Origin of the sequence: Pseudomonas sp. LS44 (genome assembly GCF_024730785.1) — a bacterium.
GTDB lineage: Bacteria > Pseudomonadota > Gammaproteobacteria > Pseudomonadales > Pseudomonadaceae > Aquipseudomonas.
Window position 1 is genome coordinate 3,808,190 of record NZ_CP102830.1, and the last position, 25,910, is coordinate 3,834,099.

The 25,910-nt window shown below is 64.7% G+C and carries 22 protein-coding genes, 1 pseudogene and 2 riboswitches; of the genes and pseudogenes, 8 read left to right on the forward strand and 15 right to left on the reverse strand.

Features of this window, described 5'->3' with window-relative positions; genetic code table 11:
* Window positions 1-24: 24 nt before the first annotated feature.
* Window positions 25-236 (forward strand): annotated as a pseudogene (locus tag NVV93_RS20115) (metal-dependent hydrolase); the annotation flags it as partial.
* A gap of 97 nt (window positions 237-333) precedes the next feature.
* Here the strand turns inward: NVV93_RS20115 and NVV93_RS17055 are convergent.
* The 9 genes from NVV93_RS17055 to NVV93_RS17095 all read right to left on the reverse strand — a co-directional run bounded on the left by NVV93_RS17055 (window position 334) and on the right by NVV93_RS17095 (window position 9,504).
* Window positions 334-1,044 (reverse strand): membrane integrity-associated transporter subunit PqiC, encoded by a 711-nt coding sequence (locus NVV93_RS17055; RefSeq protein WP_258251826.1) that lies wholly within the window; start codon window positions 1,042-1,044, stop codon window positions 334-336.
* Window positions 1,045-1,185: 141 nt separating this feature from the next.
* The gene (parC, locus tag NVV93_RS17060) at window positions 1,186-3,438 is read right to left on the reverse strand and encodes a DNA topoisomerase IV subunit A (RefSeq protein WP_258251827.1); all 2,253 of its coding nucleotides are present in this window, start codon (window positions 3,436-3,438) and stop codon (window positions 1,186-1,188) included.
* Between the two features lie 7 nt (window positions 3,439-3,445).
* A complete protein-coding gene (locus NVV93_RS17065; protein ID WP_258251828.1) occupies window positions 3,446-3,970 on the reverse strand; it encodes a TIGR02281 family clan AA aspartic protease in 525 nt (174 codons plus the stop codon).
* Window positions 3,967-4,953 (reverse strand): esterase-like activity of phytase family protein, encoded by a 987-nt coding sequence (locus NVV93_RS17070; protein ID WP_258251829.1) that lies wholly within the window; start codon window positions 4,951-4,953, stop codon window positions 3,967-3,969. The genes NVV93_RS17065 and NVV93_RS17070 overlap by 4 nt, the downstream gene beginning before the upstream one ends.
* Window positions 4,950-6,839 (reverse strand): DNA topoisomerase IV subunit B, encoded by a 1,890-nt coding sequence (gene parE / locus NVV93_RS17075; protein ID WP_258251830.1) that lies wholly within the window; start codon window positions 6,837-6,839, stop codon window positions 4,950-4,952. The genes NVV93_RS17070 and parE overlap by 4 nt, the downstream gene beginning before the upstream one ends.
* A 14-nt stretch (window positions 6,840-6,853) precedes the next feature.
* Window positions 6,854-7,459 carry a YqiA/YcfP family alpha/beta fold hydrolase gene (locus NVV93_RS17080; RefSeq protein WP_258251831.1) on the reverse strand — a complete coding sequence of 202 codons (606 nt, stop codon included), beginning with the start codon at window positions 7,457-7,459 and terminating at the stop codon, window positions 6,854-6,856.
* A gap of 47 nt (window positions 7,460-7,506) precedes the next feature.
* Window positions 7,507-8,322: a 3',5'-cyclic-AMP phosphodiesterase gene (gene cpdA / locus NVV93_RS17085; protein WP_258251832.1), complete on the reverse strand. Its 816-nt coding sequence runs from the start codon at window positions 8,320-8,322 to the stop codon at window positions 7,507-7,509.
* A 121-nt stretch (window positions 8,323-8,443) separates the two neighbouring features.
* Window positions 8,444-8,896, reverse strand: coding sequence for a DUF1249 domain-containing protein (locus NVV93_RS17090; RefSeq protein ID WP_258251833.1), 453 nt, complete (start codon window positions 8,894-8,896; stop codon window positions 8,444-8,446).
* Window positions 8,887-9,504 (reverse strand): NUDIX domain-containing protein, encoded by a 618-nt coding sequence (locus tag NVV93_RS17095; protein WP_258251834.1) that lies wholly within the window; start codon window positions 9,502-9,504, stop codon window positions 8,887-8,889. Before NVV93_RS17095 ends, NVV93_RS17090 begins: the two co-directional genes overlap by 10 nt.
* Before the next feature lie 208 nt (window positions 9,505-9,712).
* On the opposite strand from NVV93_RS17095, the gene NVV93_RS17100 reads away from it, so the two are divergent.
* Entirely contained in the window at window positions 9,713-10,456 is a 744-nt protein-coding gene (locus NVV93_RS17100; RefSeq protein WP_258251835.1) for an RsiV family protein, read from the forward strand.
* Window positions 10,457-10,597: 141 nt separating this feature from the next.
* Here the strand turns inward: NVV93_RS17100 and cytX are convergent, their stop codons facing one another.
* Window positions 10,598-11,899 carry a putative hydroxymethylpyrimidine transporter CytX gene (cytX, locus tag NVV93_RS17105; protein WP_375162897.1) on the reverse strand — a complete coding sequence of 434 codons (1,302 nt, stop codon included), beginning with the start codon at window positions 11,897-11,899 and terminating at the stop codon, window positions 10,598-10,600.
* A 153-nt stretch (window positions 11,900-12,052) separates the two neighbouring features.
* Window positions 12,053-13,936, reverse strand: a complete 1,884-nt coding sequence (gene thiC, locus NVV93_RS17110; protein ID WP_258251836.1) for a phosphomethylpyrimidine synthase ThiC — start codon at window positions 13,934-13,936, stop codon at window positions 12,053-12,055.
* 93 nt (window positions 13,937-14,029) lie between these two features.
* Window positions 14,030-14,136: riboswitch (TPP riboswitch) on the reverse strand.
* A gap of 219 nt (window positions 14,137-14,355) precedes the next feature.
* On the opposite strand from thiC, the gene NVV93_RS17115 reads away from it, so the two are divergent.
* Window positions 14,356-15,804, forward strand: coding sequence for a TolC family outer membrane protein (locus NVV93_RS17115; protein ID WP_258251837.1), 1,449 nt, complete (start codon window positions 14,356-14,358; stop codon window positions 15,802-15,804).
* Between the two features lie 199 nt (window positions 15,805-16,003).
* Here NVV93_RS17115 and waaA read toward each other — a convergent pair whose 3' ends face one another.
* Window positions 16,004-17,287, reverse strand: coding sequence for a lipid IV(A) 3-deoxy-D-manno-octulosonic acid transferase (gene waaA / locus NVV93_RS17120; protein WP_258251838.1), 1,284 nt, complete (start codon window positions 17,285-17,287; stop codon window positions 16,004-16,006).
* Window positions 17,288-17,368: 81 nt separating this feature from the next.
* On the opposite strand from waaA, the gene NVV93_RS17125 reads away from it, so the two are divergent.
* From NVV93_RS17125 to NVV93_RS17145, 5 genes are all read left to right on the forward strand, one after another.
* A complete protein-coding gene (locus tag NVV93_RS17125; protein WP_258251839.1) occupies window positions 17,369-17,701 on the forward strand; it encodes a multidrug efflux SMR transporter in 333 nt (110 codons plus the stop codon).
* Window positions 17,702-17,884: 183 nt separating this feature from the next.
* On the forward strand, window positions 17,885-19,060 hold the full coding sequence (locus tag NVV93_RS17130) for an FAD-binding oxidoreductase (protein ID WP_258251840.1): 1,176 nt from the start codon (window positions 17,885-17,887) through the stop codon (window positions 19,058-19,060).
* Window positions 19,057-19,881, forward strand: coding sequence for an aldo/keto reductase (locus tag NVV93_RS17135; RefSeq protein ID WP_258251841.1), 825 nt, complete (start codon window positions 19,057-19,059; stop codon window positions 19,879-19,881). The genes NVV93_RS17130 and NVV93_RS17135 overlap by 4 nt, the downstream gene beginning before the upstream one ends.
* A 120-nt stretch (window positions 19,882-20,001) precedes the next feature.
* The gene (locus tag NVV93_RS17140) at window positions 20,002-20,955 is read left to right on the forward strand and encodes a metal ABC transporter ATPase (protein WP_258251842.1); all 954 of its coding nucleotides are present in this window, start codon (window positions 20,002-20,004) and stop codon (window positions 20,953-20,955) included.
* A 250-nt stretch (window positions 20,956-21,205) separates the two neighbouring features.
* Window positions 21,206-21,407, forward strand: a riboswitch (cobalamin riboswitch).
* 100 nt (window positions 21,408-21,507) lie between these two features.
* Entirely contained in the window at window positions 21,508-23,391 is a 1,884-nt protein-coding gene (locus tag NVV93_RS17145; RefSeq protein ID WP_258251843.1) for a TonB-dependent receptor domain-containing protein, read from the forward strand.
* Window positions 23,392-23,774: 383 nt separating this feature from the next.
* Here NVV93_RS17145 and NVV93_RS17150 read toward each other — a convergent pair whose 3' ends face one another.
* The 3 genes from NVV93_RS17150 to ribA are packed head-to-tail and all read right to left on the reverse strand — an operon-like array spanning window position 23,775 to window position 25,601.
* Entirely contained in the window at window positions 23,775-24,572 is a 798-nt protein-coding gene (locus NVV93_RS17150) for a cobalamin-binding protein (protein WP_258251844.1), read from the reverse strand.
* Window positions 24,572-24,982 carry an MFS transporter gene (locus NVV93_RS17155; RefSeq protein ID WP_258251845.1) on the reverse strand — a complete coding sequence of 137 codons (411 nt, stop codon included), beginning with the start codon at window positions 24,980-24,982 and terminating at the stop codon, window positions 24,572-24,574. Before NVV93_RS17155 ends, NVV93_RS17150 begins: the two co-directional genes overlap by 1 nt.
* Entirely contained in the window at window positions 24,972-25,601 is a 630-nt protein-coding gene (ribA, locus tag NVV93_RS17160) for a GTP cyclohydrolase II (RefSeq protein ID WP_258251846.1), read from the reverse strand. Before ribA ends, NVV93_RS17155 begins: the two co-directional genes overlap by 11 nt.
* Window positions 25,602-25,910: the final 309 nt, after the last annotated feature.

Genomic DNA, 25,910 nt, shown 5'->3' on the forward strand with positions numbered 1-25,910 from the left:
GGCGCGCGCCCATGACCACCCCCGATCAACCATCCACTCCCCAGGCGGGCCGTTGGCCTAGCGCTGGGGCCGAGTCATTTCTAGCCGATTGCTAGTCGCCGGACTGCTACCTGCCCGACGCCGATGCGCTCGCCTTCAAGCTAGGCACCGGTTACGCCGGCGCCTTCGGCCATCGGGGTTTCCGCCATTCGTTGTTATTGGCCCTGCGCGACCTGGGCGGCGCGCTGAAGGCCGGCGCATTGGCCTTAGACGGCGGCGCCGTACGCCTCTGGCTGCGCGCCAGACGGACATAAAAAAGCCCGCGCTGGGCGGGCTTTGGGAATGTTGCAGCGCTTAGAAGCGAAACACCTCGACGTCGGTACGCACTGGCGCGGCCATCGGAATCTTCGGCTCCTCGGGCTCCTTGGGTTTCGCCGCGGCAGCCGCCGGCTTGCGCGGCGTCTCGGCAACCGGCGCTGGCTCCCGAGCCACCGGCCGCACCGCCACCGCCAACTCTTCGACCATGCGCTGCAACAGCAGGCTCTGCGCGCGGACCTGATCGGCCGGCGTACCCTGATGTGCTTCCTGCAATCGCACCATACGGCTTTCGCGGAGCTGGCCACGCTTATCCAGCACACGCCAATGCGCTTCGAGCACCGCCGGCTGTTGCGGACCGGAATCGAGCCGGGAGATCGACACCAGAACCTGCGCATCCGCGCTGAAGCCTTCTGACGCCGGTGCCAATGCCAGGCGCTGGGTATCCAAGCGCCAGGCCAGCTGATGCAACAGCAACTGCTTGATATCCGCCGCCAGACTGCCGGCCCAGCGTTCATCGGGCGCTGGAGTCAGGCTGCCGTCGGGTTGGCGCTGCAAGAGCGTTTCCCGCTGCAGGTAATCGGCTACCTCGACCGGCCCAAGCAGAACCGCTGGGCCGTCTTTATGTTCGGACACGCTCGGGGCGCCACTGTCGAGCTTATACAGCGGCAACGGTTGATGACTTACGCAAGCCGCCAGGCCGAGCACCCCTACCAGCAGAATGAGTTTTGGGACACGCAATCCAATCATTTTTCCCACCATGCAGTCAGTGCACACCGACCGGCAGTCCACCAGGCGCCCAACTGGCGCGTTTCGCAAGGCGCATATCATCCGCGAAAGTGGCGCCCGACTCCAGCCTGGCTAATGACTGGAATCGCTCTGCAATCAGCTTTACGGCTCGACCAGCAGGCTATCGACACGCTGAAAGCCCCGCGGCAGCTTGTTACCGCGCCGACCACGCTCGCCTTTGTAATGCTCGAGATCGTCGCTTTTTAGCGACAAAGTGCGCTTCCCTGCCTGCAACACCAAAGTCGCGCCGGCCGGCAAAACCGCCAGATCGGTCAGATATTCCTCACGGCTGGCGACTCGCTCGCCAGGAATGCCGATGATCTTGTTGCCCTTGCCCTTGCCGAGTTGCGGCAGATCGCGGACCGGGAACAGCAGCAGACGCCCTTCAGTAGTCACCGCCGCCAGCCAATCCTCTTCGCGGCTGGCCAGTGGGCGCGGTGCCACGACCTTGGCGCCGCTGGGCAGGCTGAGCAGAGCCTTGCCCGCCTTGTTCTTGGCCTGCAGGTCCTCGCCCTTGACCACAAAGCCATAGCCGGCGTCGGAGGCGATCACGTACAACGCCTCGTCCTCGGGCAGCAGAACGCACTCGAAACTGGCGCCTGGCGGCGGCGTCAGCCGGCCGGTGAGCGGCTCGCCCTGACCCCGCGCCGACGGCAGCGAATGCGCGGCCAACGAGTAGCTGCGCCCACTCGAGTCGATAAACACCGCATATTGGTTGGAACGCCCAGGAGCGGCAATCTTGAACGCGTCGCCGGCCTTGTACGACAGACCTTCGGCATCGATCTCATGACCCTTGGCGCAGCGCACCCAGCCCTTCTCGGACAGCACCACGGTGACCGGCTCGGTTGGCAGCAGCTCGGTTTCCGACAGCGCGCGGGCCTCGACACGGGACACGATCGGCGAACGGCGCGCGTCGCCATACTTGACGGCATCGTCGAGGATTTCCTGACGCACCAGCTTCTTCAGCTTGGCTTCACTGCCGAGCAGGCTTTGCAGTTTGTCGCGCTCTTTGGCCAGCTCGTCTTGCTCGCCGCGGATCTTCATTTCTTCCAGGCGCGCCAACTGGCGCAGGCGGGTATCGAGGATGTAATCGGCCTGGATATCGCTGAGATTGAAACGCGCCATCAGCACCGGCTTGGGCTGATCCTCGGTGCGGATGATGTGAATCACTTCATCCAGATTGAGGAACGCGGTGAGCAAACCTTCCAACAGGTGCAGGCGTTTCTCGACCTTGTCCAGGCGGAACTGCAAGCGCCGGCGCACGGTACCGACGCGATACACCAGCCATTCGGTCAACAGCGTGCGCAGGTCCTTGACCTGCGGCTTGCCGTCCAAGCCGATGACGTTGGTGTTGACCCGGTAGCTGGATTCCAGATCGGTGGTGGCGAACAGGTGCTGCATCAGCTCGTCGGCATCCACCCGGTTGGAGCGCGGAATGATGACGATGCGGCACGGATGCTCGTGGTCCGACTCGTCGCGCAGGTCGGCGACCATCGGCAGCTTCTTGGCCTGCATCTGCGCGGCGATCTGCTCGAGCACCTTGGCCCCGGACACCTGGTGCGGCAGCGCAGTGACCACGATGTCGCCATCCTCGACGCGGTACACGGCGCGCATGCGCACCGAGCCACGCCCGGTTTCATAGATCTTCAGCAGATCGGCACGCGGGGTGATGACCTCCGCCTCGGTGGGGAAGTCCGGGCCTTGGATATGCTCGCAGAGCTCAGCGACCGTGGCCTTCGGCTCGTCGAGCAAATGCACGCAGGCACTCGCCACTTCGCGCAGGTTATGCGGCGGCACATCGGTGGCCATGCCCACGGCGATGCCGGTGGTGCCGTTGAGCAGGATGTTAGGCAGGCGCGCGGGCAGGGTCGCCGGCTCGTCGAGGGTGCCGTCAAAGTTCGGCACCCAATCCACCGTGCCCTGGCCGAGCTCGGACAGCAGCACCTCGGAGTAGCGCGACAGGCGCGCCTCGGTGTAACGCATAGCGGCGAAGGACTTCGGATCGTCCGGCGCACCCCAGTTACCCTGACCGTCGACCAGCGTGTAGCGGTAGCTGAACGGCTGCGCCATCAACACCATGGCCTCGTAACAGGCGCTGTCGCCGTGCGGGTGGAACTTGCCGAGCACGTCGCCGACGGTACGCGCCGACTTCTTGTGCTTGGAGTCGGCGTCCAGACCCAACTCGCTCATCGCGTAGACGATGCGCCGCTGCACCGGTTTCAAGCCGTCGCCGATGTGCGGCAGGGCGCGGTCCATGATCACGTACATGGAATAGTTGAGATAAGCCTGTTCGGTGAAGTCGGCGAGGGAGCGACGCTCCACGCCATCCAGGCTCAGATCGAGGGGTTCGCTCATGCGTGCCTCACGGAGAAGTGTGTTGGCGCAGCAGCAAGGTGCCGTCGCGCTGGGTGAATTCGAGTTGTTTGAGGGCGCTCATGCCGAGCAGCACCTCGTCGCCATCCATATTCGGCACGATCAGCGCGGCAACATCCCGCAGCACGATATCGCCCAAGTGCAGACGCGCCAGAGCGGTCCGCCAGCCGGTGACACGGCCATTGGCGGTGCTCAGTTCGATCGGCGCACCCCGCGACAAACCAAGCCGCTCGGCCAGCGCCGCAGGGATCGCCACCTGGGTCGCGCCGGTATCGAGCAGGAAGGTCACCTGTTGGCCGTCGATCTGTCCGTCGAGCAAATAGTGGCCACCGCGACTGCTGAGCAGACGCACTTCGATATAGCCCTCGCCGCGCACCGATTGCGGCGCACGGTTGGGATTGTGCTGGCGCTGCTCCCACAAGCCAAACAAATGCGTGGCCAGCAACAGTCCGGCGCCCCAGGCGAGGACCCACATGACCCGCCCGGCGCGGCGGCCAGCGCCCTGCTCGCTCATTTGCTGGCGCCCCAGCCCGCAGCAGGGGCGGCGAAATGCCAAATGATCGGCCGCTGCTCGCCGTCCTGGCGGGTTTGCTGGCCGGTATCCAAGGCGATCCAGGCTCCCGTGGCGTCGAGCCACAGGCCCTCGGCCATGCCGAACGGCTGGCTGCCATAGCGGCGCGCCTCATTATTCAGCGCCTCGGCGGCGAACGACCAGCAGCGTTCGACCTCGCCGTTGACCGGCGAGCGCCGGCAGATCCGATAGCCCTGGCGCTCCAGGCTGTACAGCTTGTCGGCGAAGAAGGTCAGATCGGAAAAGTCTTTCGGCGCCGGCGCGCTGTTCAGTTGCGCCGGCGGCGGCTCAGTGCCGGTCTCGCTGATCAGCACGCAGCCGCCCTTGCAGGCCCACTGGCTCTGCGGCTTGTGCAGCACCAGCAGGCCGCGGCGCTCACGCTCGGCGGCCAGCCACAAGCGGCTGCCCTGCGGGTCGATGGCAACCCCTTCGAACAAGGCATTGAAGTGCGACAGCATACCGTTGACCCGCGCCTGACGAACCAGACTCGCCGGCAGCGCTAGCCATTCGGCGCTGCCCGCCGGAGGAATTTTAAGGACGGCGGCATGCGTCTCGCTGACCAGATAGCGATTGCCGGCGGCATCGCAGCTCAGGCCCTCGAAATCCAACGCGCCACCGCGAAACTGACTGGCCACCCAGGCGCGCATGCGCAGCCCCCCAGGCAAACCGCTGGGCGGTACCGGCGGCGCCTCGAACCGCTCGGCCTCGGCCTTGAGCACGCCCGCCTCGGCGCTTAACCGATAGAGGCGGTCGTCCTCACGATCGGACACCGCCCACAGCCCATCGCCGCAGCTGGTCAATCCGGACAGATTGCCGGCTGGCATGCCTTCGACGGGATACTCGCCACTCAGCTTCAGCTCTTCCTGCGCCAGAGCCACAGCAGGCAAGGCGACCAGCAGCAACGCGGCCAGGACCCGACGCGTCAAACCGCCACCTCGGCCAGGTTACCTTTGGATTCCAGCCAGGTCTTGCGGTCGCCGGCACGCTTCTTGGCCAGCAGCATGTCCATCAACTCTTCGGTTTGGGCAAAGTCGTCCAGGCTCAACTGCACCAGGCGCCGGGTATTCGGGTCCATGGTGGTTTCGCGCAGCTGCGGCGGGTTCATCTCGCCGAGGCCCTTGAAGCGGGTGACCTGCGGCTTGCCGCGGCGCTTCTCGGCGACTAGGCGGTCGAGGATGCCGTCGCGTTCGGCCTCGTCCAGGGCGTAAAAGATTTCCTTGGCCAGGTCGATGCGGTACAGCGGCGGCATGGCGACGTAGACGTGGCCGGCATCCACCAGCGGGCGGAAGTGACGGACGAACAGCGCGCAGATCAGCGTGGCGATGTGCAAGCCGTCGGAGTCGGCGTCGGCGAGGATGCAGACCTTGCCGTAGCGCAACTCGCTGAGATCCGCCGAGCCAGGATCGACGCCAATGGCCACGGCGATGTTGTGCACTTCCTGGCTGGCCAGCACTTCGCTGCCGTCGACTTCCCAGGTGTTGAGGATCTTGCCGCGCAGCGGCAGGATCGCCTGGAATTCCTTGTCGCGCGCCTGCTTGGCCGAGCCGCCGGCGGAGTCACCTTCAACCAGGAACAGTTCGGAGCGCATCGGGTCCTGACCGGCACAGTCGGCCAGCTTGCCGGGCAGCGCCGGACCCTGGGTGATCTTCTTGCGCTCGACCTTCTTGCTCGCCTTGAGGCGCCGGCCGGCGTTGCTGATGGCCAGCTCGGCCAGGGCCAGGCCGGTTTCCGGATGGGTATTGAGCCACAGGCTGAAGGCGTCTTTTACCACTCCCGAAACGAAGGCGGCGGCTTCGCGCGAGGACAGGCGCTCCTTGGTCTGCCCGGAGAACTGCGCTTCCTGCATCTTCATCGAGAGGACGAAGGCGATGCGCTCCCAGACGTCTTCCGGGGCCAGCTTGACCCCGCGCGGCAGCAGGTTGCGGAACTCGCAGAACTCGCGCATGGCATCCAGCAAGCCTTGGCGCAGGCCGTTGACGTGGGTGCCGCCCTGCGCGGTGGGAATCAGGTTGACGTAGCTTTCCTGCAGGCTGTCGCCGCCCTCCGGCAGCCACAGCAGCGCCCAGTCCACCGCTTCCTTATTGCCGGCCAGGCTACCGCAGAACGGTTCGTCGGGCAGGCGGGCGAATTCGCTGACTGCGTCGACCAGATAGGAGCGCAGACCGTCTTCGTAGAACCATTCGACCTTCTCGCCGCTGGCCTTGTCCTCGAAGCTCACCGCCAGGCCTGGGCAGAGCACGGCCTTGGCTTTCAATACATGCTTGAGGCGGCTCAAGGAGAACTTGGCCGCATCGAAGTATTTGGGGTCCGGCCAGAAGCGCACGCTGGTGCCGGTATTGCGCTTGCCAACGCTGCCTATCACCTCCAGATCGCTGGCCTTGAAGCCATCGGCGAAGGTCATGCGGTATTCGTTGCCGTCACGCTTGACCCGCACGTCGACCTGGGTCGACAGGGCGTTGACCACCGAGATGCCAACGCCGTGCAGACCACCGGAAAACTGATAGTTCTTGTTGGAGAACTTACCGCCTGCATGCAGTTTGGTGAGGATCAGCTCAACCCCGGGAATGCCCTCTTCCGGATGGATATCCACCGGCATGCCACGGCCGTCGTCGAGCACTTCCAGCGAGTTGTCTTCGTAGAGGATCACCTGCACGCTTCTCGCGTGCCCGGCCAGCGCTTCGTCGACGCTGTTGTCGATCACCTCCTGGGCCAGGTGGTTGGGCCGCGTGGTGTCGGTGTACATGCCCGGACGCTTGCGCACCGGATCAAGGCCAGAGAGGACTTCGATGGCATCTGCGTTGTAAGTGGCCATAGCGCTCTGTTCAGTCAAAGGTCGGAAAAGTCGACGTCATGCCACAGCTGCCCGGGGACGCCGGCAAACGCCAACAGCGCCGGAAGATGGGCCGCGAAGTTCTGGAAGCCGTGATCACCGCCAGCTTCGATGCGCAACGCACACGCCCGGTAGAAGGCCTGCGCGTGGCGGTAGTCGAGGGTTTCGTCGGCGGTCTGCAGCCATACCTGATAGCGCGCTGGGTCCTGCGGCGCGGGCACTTCCAGCTCGGCTAGGGCGGCGACGTGGTCGTCGGTCAGCTGCCAGGTCTCGCCCGTGTAGTGATTGGTCTGCGGGCCGAGGTGGCCGGCGAACAAGCGATGCGGATTGACCGCCGGGTTGATCAGCAGCGCCTTGAGGCCATGCCGCTCAGCCAGATGCGTGGCGTAGTAACCGCCCAGCGAACTGCCAATCAGCACCGGCTGACCGAGTTCGGCGATGGCCGCCTCGAGCTGGCCAATGGCCTGGCGCGGATGGTGATGCAGGGCCGGCATCCGCAAATGTTCGGCTTGGCCCAGGCGCTGCAGGGCGGCGTTCAGCTGACGGGCCTTGAGCGAGTCCGGCGAGCTGTTGAGGCCATGGATATAAAGGATTCTAGTCATGGGCGGGAGGCTACAGGCTGCATGCGGCACGCTGCAAGCTCGGGGCCTCAATAGCCTTTGACGCTGTAGTCGACCTCGAAATCGATCCCGGTAACCCGCGATACTCCGGTGTCCAGACGACCGTCGGCATGCAGGCGCAGCCAGCGATAACCGGGCGCCTCGGCGCCCACGCAGAACTCCTCGCTGCCCGGCGCGAACTGCACGCAGGTGGACGGCGAGGCGAGCAGCCGCACACCATTGCGCTGCCGGTCGATCTCCTGGTGAACGTGGCCCCAGAGCACCGCGCGCACCTGCGAATAGCGGTCGAGTACCGCGAACAGCGCATCGGCATTGCGCAAGCCGATCGGCTCCATCCAGGCGCAGCCGATGTCCACCGGATGGTGATGCAGGCAGATCAGATGATGGCGCTGCGGCGCCTCCCGCAGGGCCTGCTCGAGCAGCTCCAGCTGCTCTGCATCGAGTAAACCGGGCACGGCACCGGGAATCGAGGAGTCGAGCAGGACGATGCGCCAGGCACCCAGGTCGACGATCGGCTCGAGCAAATCACTGCCGCTGCAGGCGTCCTCCATGACCGGTATCTCGTCATGATTGCCGGCCAACCAGCGCGCTGGCGCGGCTAGCGTCTCGCTCATCTGGCGAAAACGCCGATAGGACGCTGGGCTGGCATCTTGCGAGAGGTCGCCGGTGGCTAGCACCAGATCGATGTCCGCCTGTTCTTCGCTGACCCGCTGGATCACCTGCTGCAGGCTGTCGCGGGTATCCATGCCAAGCAGCTTGCCGTCCGCCTCGGCGAACAGGTGGCTGTCGGACAACTGGACCAGCAGTACCGAAGAATCAGCAGCGGAAAGCAATGAGCTGGGCAAGGCGACATTTCCAGATCAGGGTCAGAGAATTATGGTGGCTCAATGACAGGGGGGTAAAGCGGCGTTCTAGACGCGCGTCACAGTTAGCTATCGGCGGGTGCGCAATTTTCTGCACAACCCATTACAGCAACGGCTCCAGTTCATGCCCACAGGCCAGGCAATAGCTGAGCCATTCGCCGAGGAACAGATTGAGCTGGGATTTCTCATCCGGCTGATGCATGGCGGCGTTGGGATAGGGATAGATACTGCGGAAACGCCGAGCATTTTCGGCGCGCACCACTTCGGCCATGCGCGCATCGTGATAGACCCGCACCTCCAGGCGCGGCACCGGCAACCACGGCAGGCTGTGCTCCTGGCAGACCTGCAAGGTTGTGGTGTAGGGACAGCTTTCCAATACATCCAGAGCCAGCACGCCGAGCAGTCGCTCGCCTTGGCTCAAGCCCACGCGCCGGGAGTCCGGTTTGTCGCGCATCGCCGGCAACAGGCGCATCAGATGGGCGTAGTTGGTCTCGCAGGTGGACTGCAATTCGACCAGGTCGACCCGGTAGCGATCCCGTAGCAGGGTTACACCCATAGCCCCCGTACCTCGGCGCGATTGAGCGCCAGCCACTGCAGCGCAATGATGCTCGCCGCATTGTTGATCCGCCCATCCCTGACCGCCTGCAAGGCATCTTCAAGCGGCCAGACGTGGACGCGAATATCCTCGCCCTCTTCGGCCAGCCCATGTACTCCGCCAGCGCCAGCGCTGTCGCAGCGCGCCAGGAATAGATGCACCAGTTCGTCGCTGCCGCCCGGCGAGGGGAAATACTGGGTGATCGGCCACAGCGCGCCGAGTTGCAAACCGGCTTCCTCCTGCGCCTCGCGGTGCGCGACTTCCTCGGGCTGCTCGTCGGTGTCGATCAACCCGGCGACCAGCTCCAGCAACCACGGGCTGGTGGCTTTGCCCAACGCGCCAACCCGAAACTGCTCAATCAGCACCACGCAATCGTGCTGTGGATCGTAGGGCAGCACGCACACGGCGTCGTGGCGAACGAACAGCTCGCGGTCGATCTGCCGGCTCATGCCCCCGCCAAACAGCTCATGACGCAGGTGCACACGGTCGAGCCGGTAGAAGCCGCGAAAGCAGTTTTCGCGCTGGACGATCTCGACCGCGTTCGGACCTGGTTTGAATGTTTCGCTCATCATTCCCCCACTAACTGCATTTGGTGCCGGCGAAGCCTTGATTCTGGTCATCCTAGCGCGCCATCGAGAGCCGCGCAGCCTCTTTCAAGATCATTCATAGGCTGCCAGCATAGGCCGTACGCAAGCCGCCTCGGTTGTCGAACTCAACGGCTCGCCGGCAGTCGAAGACCGACAGCCATCCCCCTGAAATACACCGCCAAGGATGCCCATGCAGTTGCTGAAAGCCACCCTGTTCGCCACCCTGATCATCAGCCTGGCCAGTTGCAGCCTGGTGCCCACGCCGAGCAGCAAAACCGTCGTTCCTCAACGCCACGCCTGGGAGCATACCCAGCCCGGTTGTCAGGCAGATGACTGCCCGCTGGTGAATATCGACACGCTGACCTTCACCGACGACCCGCAGCTCAACGCCCTGATCGAAAAAAATCTGCTGGAAATGACCCGCGACAGTGAGGGCGATCCATTGCCAGCGTCCCTGCAGTCCTACGAACAGGACTTTCTCGCCAGCGCACAGCCTGGCTGGAGCAGCTACCTGCAAGCCAAGCTGCGTGAACAGCACGATGGCCTGTTGATCATCGAACTGTCCAGCTACCTGGCGACCGGCGGCGCACATGGAATGCCGGGGCGACGCTTCATCAACTACGACAGCAAGCTGAAAAAACCGCTGACATTGCGCGACATGCTATTGCCCGGCCAGGAAGATGCCTTCTGGAAACTGGCGCAGGACGCACACCGTCGCTGGCTCGCCGCCGAGAAGCTCGATCAGGATGCCGACTATCAGAAGACCTGGCCGTTCCAGGAAACCGCCAACGTCGCGCTCACCTACGGTGCGGTGCTGCTGAAATACGACAGCTACAGCATCGCACCGTACTCCAGCGGCCATCCGGAACTGAAAATCCCCTACCCGCAGCTCAACGGCGTACTCAAGCCGCAGTACTTCCCGGGCCGTGGCTGAGCCGCGCATGGCCAGACTCGACACGTAGGGCGGACCGGTGCGCCGGCCGCTCAGGAGCGCAGCGAACAGTCCGCCAGTGATAGCCGGTCAGCATTGTCGGCGTACTGCTGCGCGAGTACGCCCTACTCCCGAATCACCCTGCTACGTGGCGGCACTGGCCTTGACCGCGCCCGGCATGCCGAACAACCTCCCGAGGGCAAATTGCAGGCCGCCGGCCAGCAGCAGGGCCGGCAGGCTGGCGCCGATCTGCGGGGCGAAATGCGCCAGCAGGTGATACAGCACCACTCCGCAGCCCCAGGCCAGCAGCGTGTCCCAGCGCAACGCGACGCGCGGCGCCAGGTCGGCCCGGCGGCGACGCAGGATGAAGTGGTCGACCAGCACCACGCCGAACAGCGGGGCGAACACCGAGCCGATCAGCAGCAGGAAGTTCTGGTACTCGGCCAATGGCGCCAGCGCAGCGATCAGCGTACACAGCAGGCCGATCACCAGAGCCAGCTGCTCGACCTTGAGCGGCAGCAGGATGCCGACCGATACCGCCGCCGAGTGGATATCGGCAAAAGCCTTTTCCGACTCGTCGAGCAGGATCAGCAACAGCGGAATGCCCAACCCGGCGCCGCCTAGCGCCAACAGCAAAGCATTGGCCTCACTGCCACTGGTGAAAGCCAGGGTGTAGGCGACGCCCAGACTCATCAACCAGACGTTGCCGAGGAAGAAGCCGATGGCGGTACCGGCGAACACCCCACCGCCGCGCTTGCCGAAGCGCGAATAGTCGGCAATCAGCGGCAGCCAGGACAGCGGCATGGCGATGGCGATGTCGAAGCCCAGCGCGAACGGCAGCGAGCCGTCGCCGCGTTGCGCCCACAGTGCGGCCAAGTCGGCCTTGGCCAACAGATTCCAGGTCAGCCAGATACAAGCGCCGAGCAGCAGCCAAATACCCCACTTGCGCAGCACGCGACGCACGAAGGTCAGTGGGCCGGTCACCGCCAGGAAGGTCGCCAGCGCGCCGAAGAACAGCGTCCACAGCAGCGGGCTGGTCCAGGCGCTGTCCGCGCCGAAGGCCTTGCCGGCCAGCAGGCTGGCGGCGTCGCGCATGACGATGATCTCGAACGCGCCCCAGCCGACCAGTTGCAGCAGGTTGAGCAGCGCCGGCAGCGCCGCGCCGCGCGAACCGAGGCTGAGCTTGAGCGCGGCCATGGTCGCCAGGCCGGTATCGCTACCAATCACCGCCACGCTGCCGAGCAGCAACACGCCGACCAGGGTGCCGCACAGGATCGCCAGCAGCGCCGCGCTCATGCCCAGGCCCGGCGCCAGCAGCGCGCCGAGTTGCAGGACCATCAGGCCGATGCCGAGGGAAAACCACAGGGAAAACAGGTCGCGGGCGCCGAACACACGGCGCTCGGCAGATACGGCAACATCGGGGGCATACAGACTGGGAGTGGTCACGATCGGTTATCCGCAAAGTAAGTATTTATCGTTCCCACGCTCTGCGTGGGAACGCCTTTCTAGACGCTCCCGCGTCTGCTCTTGTGACGCAGAGCGTCACGGGCTGCGTTCCCACGCCGGAGCGTGGGAACGATCGTCGTTACCGACACCCCGTCACACCTGTTTATAGATCACCGAGCCCTCGTCCTTGAAGCGCTCGGATTGTTGCTTGAAGCCCGCCTCGATGGCCTGGCTCTCTGCCGACAGGCCGTTCTCCTTGGCGTACTCGCGGACTTCCTGGGTGATCTTCATCGAGCAGAACTTCGGCCCACACATCGAGCAGAAGTGCGCGACCTTGGCCGAGTCCTTCGGCAACGTCTCGTCGTGATAGCTGCGTGCGGTGTCCGGGTCGAGGCCGAGGTTGAACTGGTCTTCCCAGCGGAACTCGAAGCGCGCCTTGGACAGCGCATTGTCGCGGATCTGCGCACCCGGGTGGCCCTTGGCGAGGTCGGCGGCGTGCGCGGCGATCTTGTAGGTGATGATGCCGGTCTTCACGTCATCCTTGTTCGGCAGACCCAGGTGCTCCTTGGGCGTGACGTAGCAAAGCATGGCGCAGCCAAACCAGCCGATCATCGCCGCGCCGATGCCCGAGGTGATGTGATCGTAGCCGGGCGCGATGTCGGTGGTCAGCGGGCCGAGGGTGTAGAACGGCGCCTCGTCGCAGCACTCCAGCTGCTTGTCCATGTTCTCCTTGATCAGCTGCATCGGCACGTGGCCGGGGCCTTCGATCATGGTCTGCACGTCGTGCTTCCACGCAATTTTCGTGAGCTCGCCGAGGGTTTCCAGCTCGCCGAACTGCGCGGCGTCGTTGGCGTCGGCGATCGAGCCCGGACGCAGGCCATCGCCAAGCGAGAAGCTGACGTCGTAGGCCTTCATGATTTCGCAGATTTCCTCGAAGTTCGTGTAGAGGAAATTCTCTTTATGGTGCGCCAGGCACCACTTGGCCATGATCGAGCCGCCGCGCGAGACGATGCCGGTGACCCGTTTGGCGGTCAGCGGCACGTAGCGCAACAGCACGCCAGCGTGGATGGTGAAGTAGTCCACGCCCTGCTCGGCCTGTTCGATCAGGGTGTCGCGGAACAGCTCCCAGGTCAGGTCCTCGGCGACGCCGCCGACCTTCTCCAGCGCTTGATACACCGGCACCGTGCCGATCGGCACCGGCGAATTGCGGATGATCCACTCGCGGGTCTCGTGGATGTGCTTGCCAGTCGAGAGATCCATGACGGTATCGGAGCCCCAGCGGATGCCCCAGGTCAGCTTGGCCACTTCTTCCTCGATGGAAGAACCCAGCGCCGAGTTGCCAATGTTGCCGTTGATCTTCACCAGGAAGTTGCGGCCGATGATCATCGGCTCCAGTTCCACGTGATTGATGTTGGCCGGAATGATCGCGCGGCCGCGGGCAATTTCCTCGCGGACGAACTCGGCGGTGATTTCCTTGGGGATCGAGGCGCCGAAGCTTTGCCCGCCGTGCTGTGCCTTGAGCAGGCCCGCCTCGCGCGCCTCGGCCAGCTTCATGTTCTCGCGGATGGCGACGTATTCCATCTCCGGGGTGATGATGCCCTGGCGTGCATAGTGCATCTGGCTGACGTTGTGCCCGGCCTTGGCCCGGCGCGGGTTGCGCACGTGGGCGAAGCGCATGGCGGTCAGTTCGGCATCATTCAGGCGGCGCTGGCCGAACTCGGAACTTAGCCCCGGCAGGCGCTCGGTGTCACCGCGATCCTCGATCCACTGGGAGCGCACGTCGGCCAGCCCCTGGCGCACGTCGATCGTCACGTTGGGGTCGGTGTAGGGGCCGGAGGTGTCATAGACGGTGACCGGCGCGTTGATCTCGCCACCGAAGGCGGTCGAGGTCACATCCAGGCTGATCTCTCGCATCGGCACGCGGATATCCGGGCGCGAACCCTGCACATAGATTTTCTGCGAACGCGGAAAGGGCTGGATCGACTGCTGGTCGACTTGGGCGCTGTCACTGAGTTTTTGTTGTGGTTTGACGCTCATTGGCTCGGCTCCTGGGTGATGTCGGAGCGAACCTGAAGAGGCGAAGCGGAGGGGCGCACCGAGACTGGTGCCGAGAAAACTCGCCGCGAAAAAAGACGAGTACATCTTGTTCCCTACGCAGGCCTTAACCTGATCAGGTTCAACGGGATCCGGAACTTTCCGATCTCAGCCTCCGATTCGAGGCACCCCGACAAGAACGTGGCCAGTCTAAACGCGCCTCGCGCAGAAAACCAACCCGCGAGTCAAAAATACTGACCGACGCGTCTACACGTGACTTCGCCACGCAGTCTGCAAACTATTGTTCCCGTCAGGCAACAGAGCTTGCGGCAAACTACACTCTCGCCGTCTTCGGCGCGCTTGACCGCTACCAGTGGCGCCCTTAGCCTTGCCCATCATCCCGAATTAGTAGGACTGCCCCCATGCTGCGCAGACTTTCCCTGGCACTCGCCGTGGCCGCCGCATCCAATGGACTGGCCTGGGCAGAAGATGTGCCCCTGACAGCCAAGACCGACCTGGTCAGCGTCTATCAGGAAGCCGTCAACAACAACGCCGACCTGGCCGCCGCCCGCGCCGATTACCAGGCCAACAAAGAAGTGGTGCCGCAAGCGCGCTCCGGTCTGCTGCCGCAGATCAATGGCGGCGCCAACCTGGCCGACACTCGCACCGACGTCGAAACCTCCGCCGGCGACCCGTCGCTGTCGCGCAGCGGTATCGTTTACCAGGCGACCCTCAGCCAGCCGATCTTCCGCGCCGATCGCTGGTTCCAGCTGCAAGCCGCCGAAGCCGTCAACGAGCAAGCTGCGCTGCAACTCTCGGCCACCGAGCAGAACCTGATCCTGCAGAGCGCCGAAACCTATTTCTCCGTGTTGCGCGCCCAGGACAACCTGGCCTCGACCAAGGCCGAGGAAGCCGCGTTCAAACGCCAACTCGACCAAGCCAACGAACGCTTCGACGTCGGCCTCTCGGACAAGACCGACGTGCTCGAAGCCCAAGCAGGTTATGACACCGCGCGGGCCAACCGGATTCTCGCTCAGCGCGCGGTGGACGATGCCTTCCAAGCCCTGACCACCCTGACCAATCGCGACTACCGTGCCGTCGAGGGCATCAAGCACAGCCTGCCGGTGCTGACCCCGACGCCGAACGACGCCAAGGCCTGGGTCGACACCGCCGCGCAGCAGAACCTCAACCTGTTGGCCAGCAATTACGCGGTCGACGCCGCGGAAGAAACCGTGCGGCAGCGTAAGGCCGGCCATGCGCCGACCCTCGACGCGGTGGCGCAGTATCAGAAGGGCGACAACGATAGCCTCGGCTTCACCAACAGCGCCGCCAACCCAGGCATCCGCTACAACGGTGATGTCGAACAAAGCAGCATCGGCCTGCAACTGAACATCCCGATCTACAGCGGCGGCCTGACCAGCTCGCAGGCGCGCGAGGCCTATGCGCGCCTGAACCAGACCGAACAGCAGCGCGAGAGCCTGCGTCGCCAGGTGGTGCAGAACACCCGCGACCTGCACCGTGCGGTGAACACCGATGTCGAGACGGTGCAAGCGCGCAAACAGTCGATCATCTCCAACCAAAGCGCCCTGGAAGCCACCGAGATCGGCTACCAGGTTGGCACGCGCAATATCGTCGACGTGCTCGACTCGCAGCGTCAGCTGTACAGCTCGGTGCGCAACTACAACGACGCCCGCTATGACTACATTCTCGACAACCTGCGCCTGAAGCAGGTCGCCGGCACCCTCAGCCCGGCCGATCTGGAAGCCTTGGCTCGCTATCTCAAGGCCGACTACAACCCGGACAAGGACTTCCTGCCGCCGGACTTGTCCTCGGCAGCCGAAGCGCAGATACGCAACACCCGGCCGCAGTAAACGCAAAAGCCCGACGCGAGTCGGGCTTTTTGTTGGGGCCCTGGCAACGATTATTTCGCGTTGCCAATCGCGCCACGTCTGGGGTCGCGCCCCCCAGCGGTGCACCCGCATCGCGTAGGAGCGAATTCATTCGCGATCAGGCGTGATCGACGTTGCCCGCGTATCGCGAATGAATTCGCTCCTACGGGCCATCGGCCAGCTAGCGGAGCAAGTTATCCAACCCGTCCAGCAAGCGCTGCAGCGCGCCCTGATTGGCCTGCAACACGGCCAAGCCTGCCTGGCTCATCGCCTGCGCCGCTTCTGGCACCTCCCATAGGCGCTGCAATGCCTGCGCCAGACCGTCGGCATCGGCGACCTCCTGCAACGCACCGGCGTCACGCAGCTGCGCGGCGATCTCGAGAAAATTGAACAGATGTGGCCCGCTCAGCACCGGTTTGCCCAGCGCCGCCGGCTCCAGCAGGTTATGCCCGCCGTTGGCGACCAGGCTGCCGCCGACGAAAGCCAGATCGGCCAGCGCATAGAGAAACAGCAGCTCGCCCATGGTGTCGCCCAACAGCACCTGGGCCTGCGCGTCGACTGTTTCCGCCGTGGAGCGGCGACGGGTAACGAAGGCGCGCTGCTGGCACAGTTCGAACACCGCGGCAAACCGCTCCGGATGACGCGGCACCAGAATCAGCAGTGCATCGGGATGCCGTTCGAGCAGTTGCCGGTGCGCGGCGAGGATGATTTCGTCCTCACCGGCGTGGGTGCTGGCCGCGATCCAGACCGGTCGCTGGGCAGCACCCCATTGCTGGCGCAGCGCGGCGGCCCGCACCGGTAGTTCGGCATCGATATGCAGGTCGAACTTGATCGAGCCGGTCACCGTCACCCGCTGCGGCTGCGCGCCGAGCTGGCGAAACCGCTCAGCCTCAGCTTCGGTCTGCACCGCCAGCCAGCTCATCTCCGCCAACATCGGCCGGGTCAGCCGAGCGAAACGTGCGTAGCCGCGCGCCGAGCGCTCCGACAATCGCGCGTTGGCCAGCGCCACCGGAATACCGCGGCGCACGCACTGATGGATGTGGTTGGGCCACAGCTCGGTTTCCATGATCACCGCCAGACGCGGCTTGAGCCGATCAAGAAACCGTCCGGCGGCCCAGGGCAAGTCGTACGGCAGATAGCAATGCTGGATGCGCCCGGCGTATTGCTCGGCCGGAAACAGCGCGTGAATGCGCTCCGAGCCGGTCGGCGTCATGCAGGTGATGGTGATCGGCAGCTGCGGATGGCGTTCGAGCAGAGCGCGAATCATCGGTGCGGCGGCGATGCTCTCGCCCACCGACACCGCGTGCACCCAGATGCCACCGGGCTGCAACGCTGGCAAGCCGAGGGCGAAGCGTTCGCCAATGCGCTGGGCATACGCCGGCGCCTTACGGGAGCGCAGGAACAGGCGCACGCCGACCAGCGGCAGGCCCAGATGAAACAGCAGGGAATAAAGGTGTCGGTTCATGGCGGCGCAGCTTAGCGCGCTCGCGTCACGCTGGCGACCGCAGGGCCGGGCTAGAATGCCCGGCCAATTCCGGAGACGCACATGAACCCCTACGCCTACCTCTCCATCGCCATCGCCGCCGAAGTGGTCACCACCAGCTCGCTGAAGGCGGTCAAAGGGCTGAGCACGCCGTTGCCCTTGCTGCTGGTCATCTGTGGCTACGCGATTTCCTTCTGGATGCTGATTCTGGTGATGCGCAGCCTGCCAGTGGGCATCGTCTATGCGATCTGGTCGGGGCTGGGCATCGTCCTGGTGAGCATCGCCGCGCTGTTTCTCTACGGCCAGAAACTCGACTTGCCGGCCATGCTCGGCATCGGCCTGATCATCGGTGGCGTGCTGGTGATCAACCTGTTCTCCGCCAGCTCCGGGCACTGAATCCGTAGCCCGGATGCAATCCGGGGGGCCGGCAACGCCGCTTTTCCCGGGTTGCACCCGGGCTACCTTGCTGGCGATTGAGCGGCGCGCGGATCGCCAGCAAGCTGGCTCCTACACGTACCCGTGCGCGGCAGCCGAGCGCGATATACTGCCGGCCTGTTCTCCAACCAGACGAGCCGCGCCATGCCCCAAGCCCTTTCCACTGACGTGCTGATCATCGGCGGCGGCGTTGCCGGTTTGTGGCTGAACGCGCGCCTGCGCCAGCAAGGCTTCGCCACCCTGCTGGTGGAAAGCGCCAGCCTCGGCGGCGGGCAGAGCGTCAAGTCGCAAGGGATCATCCACGGCGGCGCCAAGTACGCCCTGCACGGTGCGCTGACCGGTTCGGCGGAAGCCATCGGCGACATGCCGCGGCGCTGGCGCGAGGCACTGGCCGGCACCGGTGAGCTGGATCTGGCCGGCGTGCGCCTGCTCTCCGACGCGCACTACCTGTGGTCGCCGGGCACCCTGGCCGGCAACCTGACCAGCTTCTTCGCCAGCAAGGCGATGCGTACCCGCGTCGATCAGGTCAAGGGCGAGCAGTTGCCACCGGCCCTGCAGGATCCGCAATTCAAGGGCAAGGTCTACCGCCTCAATGAACTGGTGCTCGATGTGCCGAGCCTGATCGCCCGCCTCGCCGACCTAGCCGGCGACAGCCTGCTCGCCGGCCAACACATCGAAGCGCTGCGCGACGGCGAGGAGCTGGTCGGCCTGCGCGTCGATGGCCGCGAGATTCGTGCGCAACGCATCGTGCTCAGTGCCGGCGCCGGCAATCAGGTGTTGCTCGACGCCCTCGGCCTCAGCCAGCCCGCCCAGCAGCGCCGCCCGCTGCACATGGTCATGCTCAAGGCGCCGACGCTCAAACCGCTGTACGCGCATTGCCTGGGCGGCGGGCCGAAGCCGCGGGTCACCGTCACCAGTCATCCGGCGGCCGATGGCCAGTGGGTCTGGTATCTCGGCGGTGACATTGCCGAGGCCGATGGCGTGGCGCGCGAGCCGGCGGCGCAGATCACCGCCGCGCAAAAGGAACTGGCGTCGCTGCTGCCGTGGGTCGACCTCAGCCAGGCGCAGTGGGCGACGCTGCGGGTCGACCGCGCCGAGCCGGCGCAATCCGGTCTGCTGCGTCCGGACAACGCTTTTCTCGCCGATCAAGGCCGCCTGCTGGTCGGCTGGCCGACCAAGCTGGCGCTGGCCCCAGACTTCGCCGAGCGGGTGCTGGCCAGTCTCGCCCGCGATGGCATTCAGCCCGGCGCCGCGGCCACGTTGCCGGACTTACCACGCCCGCCTCTGGCTCGTGCGGTCTGGGAAGAGTTGTTGCCATGAACGGCCTGCACGATCTGCATCGGCAACTGGGCGACACCGGCCTGCGCGTTTCGCCGCTCGGCCTGGGCACGGTCAAACTGGGCCGCGACCAGGGCGTCAAATACCCCAATGGCTTCAGCATTCCGGACGATTTCAGCGCCCGCCAGCTGTTGCAACTGGCCCGCGAACTGGGCATCAACCTGCTCGATACCGCCCCGGCTTACGGCAGCAGTGAAGAGCGCCTCGGCCCGCTGCTGCGCTGCCAGCGCCAGGACTGGGTGATCGTCAGCAAGGTCGGCGAGGAATTCGACAACGGCCTGTCGCATTTCGACTTCAGCGCCGCGCACACCCGGCGCTCGCTGGAACGCAGCCTGCAACGCCTGGAAACCGATTTCATCGACCTGCTGCTGGTGCATTCCGACGGCAACGACCTGGCCATCCTGCAAGATGGCGAGGTCTACGCGACGCTCGCCGCGCTCAAACAGGAGGGCAAGATCCGCGCCTTCGGTTTCTCCGGCAAAACCGTCGAGGGCGGCATCCAGGCGCTGCAGCACGGCGACTGCGCGATGGTCACCTTCAACCTCAGCGAGCAGGCCGAGCGGCCGGTGCTGGATTACGCCGCCGCGCACGGTAAAGGGGTGCTGATCAAGAAGGCGCTGGCCAGCGGCCACGTGTGCCTGGCGCCGGATGTCGATCCGGTACGGGCCAGCTTCGAACTGATTTTCGGCCACCCCGGCGTGCACGCGGCGATAGTCGGAACCATCAATCCGCTACATCTGACCCATAATGTCGCGACCGCTGCAGAAGTGATTAGAACAATAACCACTGGCCAACGCGGTTGATTGCCTGCCTCGCCGCTGACTGGAGCAGTCTTCACGGCATCCGCCAGCCGGCGACTCGCTCGCGAGCGGCACGCAATCAACCGCCAGGACCCGTATTGCTGACGTTAGCCAGGAGCCGACATGCCGAGAATTCTCGCCCGCAAGGATCCCAGTAACTTCAAGACGCTGCCGTTATTCGTCGAAGCCAACGCCGATGGCCTGAGTTATCAGAGCCGCGGCCGCCCGCTGAATTTCACCCAGATGCTCGCCCGGCGTCAGCCGATCCAGATCGACGACAACCAGCATTTCGCCACCGAGCTGGCCAACCTGGGCGTCTCGGTGCGCCTGACATTGAACTGGCAGGGCCGCGATTACTGGGTGCTGGTGCGCCAGCGGCGCGCGGATCGCGGCGATGTGGTGCTCAAGCTGATCTCCGGTTATGTCCCGGCCCATGAGCTGAATCTGCCGCTGCTTACCGCCATTCATGAAGTCGCCGAGGAATGCCTGCTGGAGACGCCCGAAGGCTGGCTCTGCGGGCGCTTCGGCGATACCTGGCTGCCAGCGCCCTATCACGACGCCCTGCGTTACCGGGAAAGCTGCAACTTCCGCCTCAGCCCGTTATCCGGCGCGGCGCGCCAGGTGCGCTGCGGCAACCTGACTCTGCTCGAACGGCCGCGCGCTTACGTGCATCTGCCGACCGCCTCGCTGCAATTGGTTTATGACCTGCGTCTGGAACTGCCCAAGGAAATCAAGCAGCTCAGCCTGTTCCACGTCGACGAATGCCTGGAGAACGAGCAACTGATCGCCCGCCTCGACCGCAGCCGCGCCGACCTGTACCTGATCCCCCTCGAACACGGGCGGCCCTGCGCGGAGCTGCTGACCCTCAGGAAAGGCCGCCTGAAGAGTGCCAGCACCCGCGGTCTATGGCTGGCGGAAAGCTTCGCACCGCAGGACGGCTGGCTGGTACGCGACGAGCGGGTGCGTTGGAAGGATTGGCTGGCCCAGCAGAACCTCACGCCCCGCCAGAGAATACCGGGCAAAAGCGGCCTCAAGCGCCTGACGGAGCAGGCCAGAAAACTGTTTCGCATGGCCTGAAAAACAACACTGGCTTGGCAAAAGGGCTCGCGACCATCGAGCGCAACATGCGGGCGTACCCGCTTCGAGCACCCTCTTTCCCTTGTGGGAGAGGGTCATCCTTAGCATGGGCCGGGGCGCATGGCGCCGATAGCCATCACTGCAGAACCGATGGGCATCACTGCGCTCAGACTGCGCGTCCCGCCCCATCCTACGCGCGGCAAGCCGTACGCCTCGCTTGTACTCTTACCCGTCGCGCATTAAGGTGCGCGGCGTTTTGCTGTACCTAGGTCGCCCAATGATGGGCGTTAAACGGGAAGCAGGTGAAAAACCTGCGCTGCCCCCGCAACGGTAAACCGACCGCCATCAACGGATGGCACGCGGTCTCGACAACCACTGGACGTTCTCGTCCGGGAAGGTGAGATCCGCGCGAGTCGGCAGCCCGGAGACCAGCCTCGGTGCGTTGTGACAGGTGTTGCGGAGGGCATCACCGTCAAGCGTGGCCGCGTCTGTGCACCGCCCGCTTGTCCCTGCCCTCCTCAAAAGTTTGCTGACCACTTTTGAGGATCCATCATGAAGTTGTCCCGCCTTGCCCTTGCCGTCGCCTTTCTGCCCAGCGCCCAGGCTATTGCCGAAACCCCGACCTACGACCAGGCGCTGAAACTCGCCGATACCGTGGTCACCGCCAACCGCGACGTACAATCCCGCGCGCAAACCTCGGCGGCCACCAGCGTCTTCACTCGCGCCGATATCGACCGCCTGCAAGTGCGCAGCGTCGCCGAATTGCTCGAGCGCGTGCCGGGCGTCAGTGTCACCCGCACCGGCGGTGTCGGTAGCCTGACCAGCGTATTTTTGCGCGGCACCTCGACCGCGCAAACCCTGGTGCTAGTCGACGGCCAGCGCATTGCCGCCGCCTCCAGCGGCACCAGCAGCCTGGAGTTTCTCAGCCCCGAACAGATCGAACGGGTCGAAGTGGTCCGTGGCGCACGTTCGGCGCTGTACGGCTCGGATGCGATTGGCGGGGTGATCCAGATTTTCACTCGCCAGGGCGACGGTGACGGCCTCAAGCCTTACGCGCGCCTCGGCGCCGGTAGCGACAGCACCTTCGAGCGCAGCCTCGGCCTGTCCGGCGGCGACCAGCGGACCCGCTTCAACCTCGGCGCGGCGCTCGATGACACCCAGGGCTTCGATACCACCCGCGACGGCTTCGGCAGCAACGGCGACGAGGATGCCTTCCGCAACCGCTCGCTGAGCATGAATCTCAGCCACCGCTTCAATGACGACTGGCAAGCCGGTTTCAGCGCCCTCGACCAGCGCGGCCAAGTGGAATACGACGATGTCTTCAGCGGCTCGCTGCCGACCACCGACTTCCAACTGAGCAGCGCCTCGGGCTTCGTCGATGGTAACTTCAGCGAGGTGTGGAACAGCCGCCTGCAGATCGGCCACAGCGAAGACAAGCGCGACACCAGCAACGACCTCGCGGGCGGCGGCGACAGCCAGTTCAATACCTACCATGACTCCGCCAGCTGGGTGAATACCCTGGCGGTGACCGAGACCCAGCAAGTGCTGCTCGGCGCCGACTGGTATGAGGACACCCTGCACAGCGATACCGATTTCACCGAACAATCGCGCTGGAATCAGGCTGGCTTCGTCCAACACCGCTACAACGGCGAGGTGTTCAGCACCGAACTCGGCATGCGCCACGACAAGAACCAGCAATTCGGCAGCGAAAACACCTGGAACGGCGCGTTGACTGTGGCGCTGAATGCGCGCAACGACTTGGTCTTCTCCTACAGCGAAGGCTTCCGCGCGCCGACCTTCAACGACCTCTATTACCCGGACTTCTGCTTCGACGGCTTCTGCTTCCCCAGCGCCAACCCCGACTTGCAGCCGGAAAAATCCAAGAACTACGAAATCCAGTGGCGCAACCGCTACAGCGACAGCGGTTCCTTGGAGCTGTCGCTGTACCGCATCGATCTGGATGACGCCATCGTCCTCGACCAGGACTTCATCCCGCAGAATATCCAGACTGCGCGGATCAACGGCTTCGAGGCGGCGCTGCAGCAGGAGCTGTTCGGCTGGCAGGGCAATCTCGCCCTCGGTTTGATCGATCCGCGTGATCGCGACAGCGGCCACACCCTGGCCCGCCGCGCCAAGCGCACCTTGAGCCTGGATCTTGACCGCAGCTTCGGCCTGTTCTCGCTGGGTGCCGGCTGGCGCGCGGTGAGTGGCCGCTATGACGATGCCGACAATAACGAGGAGCTGGCCGGCTACGGCGTACTCGGCTTGCGCGGCAGTTGGCAGGCGACGCCGGAAGTGGCGCTGGATGTGAAGCTCGATAACCTGTTCGACCAAGACTACGCCGAGGCCGACTACAGCACCCCGAATGGCCGTTTCGGCTACAACACGCCGGGCCGTACCGCGCTGTTTGCGGTGACCTGGACGCCGGCGCTGTAATTCGAAAACGAAGGCAATCCACCAGATCATTCCACGGCGCGCGGGTTGCACCCGCCCTACGGGCTGAGCCGGCTCCCGGATTGCATCCGGGCTACGCAGTGTCGGACCTGTAGGGTGGATGTCGCTCCTCACATCCACCGGTGCGCAGCGCGTAGGATGGGTCGGCGCAGGTTGAGCGCAGCGATGCCCATCGAGGGTGTGCGATGGGCATCGTCGCTGCGCGTCTCCACCCATCCTACGGGTTGGAACACCTTCGTAGGGCGGGTGCAACCCGCCAGATCCAATCCCCGGCCTGCGGGTTTCACCCACCCTACGGACTTACCCGGTAGGAGCGAGCCACAGCGGCGTAGCCCGGATGCAATCCGGGAACACCGTCGCCCTGATTACCTGGCCTTGGCCAACACCTGACAAAGCTGTTCCAGGGCGCCGAGCATCTGGAAGCTTGGTCGCTCCAGGCCTTTGTCGGGTACTTCCCAGACTTGCTGCAGGCGCACCGCGCTGAGTTGCGGCCAGCTTTTCCAGATATCCAGTTCGGCCTGCGTGCCGCCGAGGATCACCTGCGGGTCGCGTTGCAGCACCGCTTCGATGCCGACCTGCGGCGCCGGCTGGGTGAGACCGGCGAACACGTTGCGCGCCCCGCAGACCTCCAGCGCGTCGCTGATCACCTGGCCGCCGCCGATGGTGTACAGCGGCCTGTGCCAGACCTGATAGAACACCTGCAGCGGTTGCTCGCGGTGATAGCGAGTGCGCAACGCGTCGAGACCCTGACGAAAGCGCGCCTCCAGCTTGCGGCCCTGCTCTGGGCGACCGATGCGCTCACCGATGGCGGCGAACTCGCTGGCCAGTTGCTCGAGGCGACGCGGCGCGACGACATACAGGGGAAGGCCGAAGTGCTTGAGCTGCTCCTGCTGCGCCAGCGGCACACTGCCCGGCGCGATCAGGATCAGGTCGGGCTTGAGACTCAGCAGGGTTTCCAGTTCGAGTTGCCCATAACGCCCCACCGACGGCAGTGCCGCCAACGCCGGCGGGCGCTCGTCACCATCCAGCACACCGACCAGCAAGTCGCCGGCGTCCAGCTCGAGCATGATTTCCGAGAGTGAGTGCGCCAGGCTGATCACCCGCTCGGCTGCCTTGAGCGGGCCAGCCAGGATCAGCAGCAGGCAGACGAACAGGGCACGCATCAGCGCAGTTGGCGGGGGATGCGGTAGAGCGACAGGAGCACCAGACTGGCGCAGACCAAGAGCAATTTGGGCAGGCCTTCGAGGCCGACCAGCAGGCCCAGGGCGGCGATCCACGCCGGCATTACGGCGCCGATCAGCGCCTTGCGACGAACCTGACCGAGGGTTTGCCACGCGCTGCTTTCGGCGTCGCTATCGAAGGCCTTTTGCGTGGCGATCAAGGCATGTTTGTAGCGGCGAAACAGCGGCAGGCTGACGAACATCGCCAGCAGCCCGGCGATAAACACTGGCATGGCCAGCGGCGACGGCGCGCCCGCCTCGAACAACCAGGTCAGCAGCCAGGGCGCCAACCCCAGCGCCACGAACAGCCACCACTCAAGCGCCAGGCGGCGACGCTGCTGGTCACGGCTCACGCGCTTTCCTCTTCTCCTCGCCTTGGTGCAGGTTGCCAAGCAAGTGACCGAGTTTGCCGGCCTTGGTGGCGAGGTACTTCTGGTTGTGCGGGTTATGCGCGATCTGCAGCGGCACGCGGCGGCTGATCTGGATGCCCAACTCGCTGAGGCCTTTGACCTTGCGCGGATTGTTGGTCATCAGCTTCAGCGAACTGATGCCGAGGTGCTTGAGCATCGGCAGACAGATCGCGTAGTCGCGCTGGTCGGCGCCAAAGCCCAGACGCTCGTTGGCTTCGACGGTATCGGCGCCGCCGTCTTGCAGCTCATAGGCGCGGATCTTGTTGAGCAAGCCAATGCCGCGGCCTTCCTGGCGCAGATACAGCAGCGCGCCGCGACCTTCCTCGGCAATCGCACGCAGCGCGGCTTCGAGCTGAAAACCGCAATCGCAGCGCAGGCTGAACAGCGCATCACCGGTGAGGCATTCGGAGTGCAGGCGGCCGAGTACAGGCTCGCCGTCGGCCACATCACCGAGCGTCAACACGACGTGCTCGCGGCCCGTCGCTTCCTCGAGGAAGCCATGCATGGTGAACACGGCGAACGGCGTCGGCAGTTGCGAAGCGGCGACAAAAACGATGGACACCGGAAGCTCCTGTCTCGAAATCGGAAAATTTAAAGGGCCGGCATTGTACCAGCAGCCCGTCGCGGTAAGGCAGGCAGAAACCTGCTGAGAACCTGTTTACGATCTCGCGAGCTAGAGCCATACAAGGCGAAATCGGGTGAAGAAGCGCAGTTTACGCGTTGTAAATGAGCATTCTGAGCCCGGTTTCAACGCCGGATGGCCGACGCGCAGCAGATCGTAGACAGGTTCTGAGAACGAGCGAAACGCTCGATGTTCATAACCAGCCCTCGCAGGCCCTCGACCACAACACGCACAGTTTGCCTGGACGAA

Excerpts from the sequence above, each read along its gene's own strand:
- NVV93_RS17055 (WP_258251826.1), bottom strand. The coding sequence starts at position 1,044 with ATGATTGGATTGCGTGTCCCAAAACTCATTCTGCTGGTAGGGGTGCTC.
- parC (WP_258251827.1), bottom strand. The coding sequence starts at position 3,438 with ATGAGCGAACCCCTCGATCTGAGCCTGGATGGCGTGGAGCGTCGCTCC.
- NVV93_RS17065 (WP_258251828.1), bottom strand. The coding sequence starts at position 3,970 with ATGAGCGAGCAGGGCGCTGGCCGCCGCGCCGGGCGGGTCATGTGGGTC.
- parE (WP_258251830.1), bottom strand. The coding sequence starts at position 6,839 with ATGGCCACTTACAACGCAGATGCCATCGAAGTCCTCTCTGGCCTTGAT.
- NVV93_RS17080 (WP_258251831.1), bottom strand. The coding sequence starts at position 7,459 with ATGACTAGAATCCTTTATATCCATGGCCTCAACAGCTCGCCGGACTCG.
- NVV93_RS17090 (WP_258251833.1), bottom strand. The coding sequence starts at position 8,896 with ATGGGTGTAACCCTGCTACGGGATCGCTACCGGGTCGACCTGGTCGAA.
- NVV93_RS17095 (WP_258251834.1), bottom strand. The coding sequence starts at position 9,504 with ATGAGCGAAACATTCAAACCAGGTCCGAACGCGGTCGAGATCGTCCAG.
- NVV93_RS17100 (WP_258251835.1), top strand. The coding sequence starts at position 9,713 with ATGCAGTTGCTGAAAGCCACCCTGTTCGCCACCCTGATCATCAGCCTG.
- thiC (WP_258251836.1), bottom strand. The coding sequence starts at position 13,936 with ATGAGCGTCAAACCACAACAAAAACTCAGTGACAGCGCCCAAGTCGAC.
- NVV93_RS17115 (WP_258251837.1), top strand. The coding sequence starts at position 14,356 with ATGCTGCGCAGACTTTCCCTGGCACTCGCCGTGGCCGCCGCATCCAAT.
- waaA (WP_258251838.1), bottom strand. The coding sequence starts at position 17,287 with ATGAACCGACACCTTTATTCCCTGCTGTTTCATCTGGGCCTGCCGCTG.
- NVV93_RS17125 (WP_258251839.1), top strand. The coding sequence starts at position 17,369 with ATGAACCCCTACGCCTACCTCTCCATCGCCATCGCCGCCGAAGTGGTC.
- NVV93_RS17130 (WP_258251840.1), top strand. The coding sequence starts at position 17,885 with ATGCCCCAAGCCCTTTCCACTGACGTGCTGATCATCGGCGGCGGCGTT.
- NVV93_RS17135 (WP_258251841.1), top strand. The coding sequence starts at position 19,057 with ATGAACGGCCTGCACGATCTGCATCGGCAACTGGGCGACACCGGCCTG.
- NVV93_RS17140 (WP_258251842.1), top strand. The coding sequence starts at position 20,002 with ATGCCGAGAATTCTCGCCCGCAAGGATCCCAGTAACTTCAAGACGCTG.
- NVV93_RS17145 (WP_258251843.1), top strand. The coding sequence starts at position 21,508 with ATGAAGTTGTCCCGCCTTGCCCTTGCCGTCGCCTTTCTGCCCAGCGCC.
- NVV93_RS17150 (WP_258251844.1), bottom strand. The coding sequence starts at position 24,572 with ATGCGTGCCCTGTTCGTCTGCCTGCTGCTGATCCTGGCTGGCCCGCTC.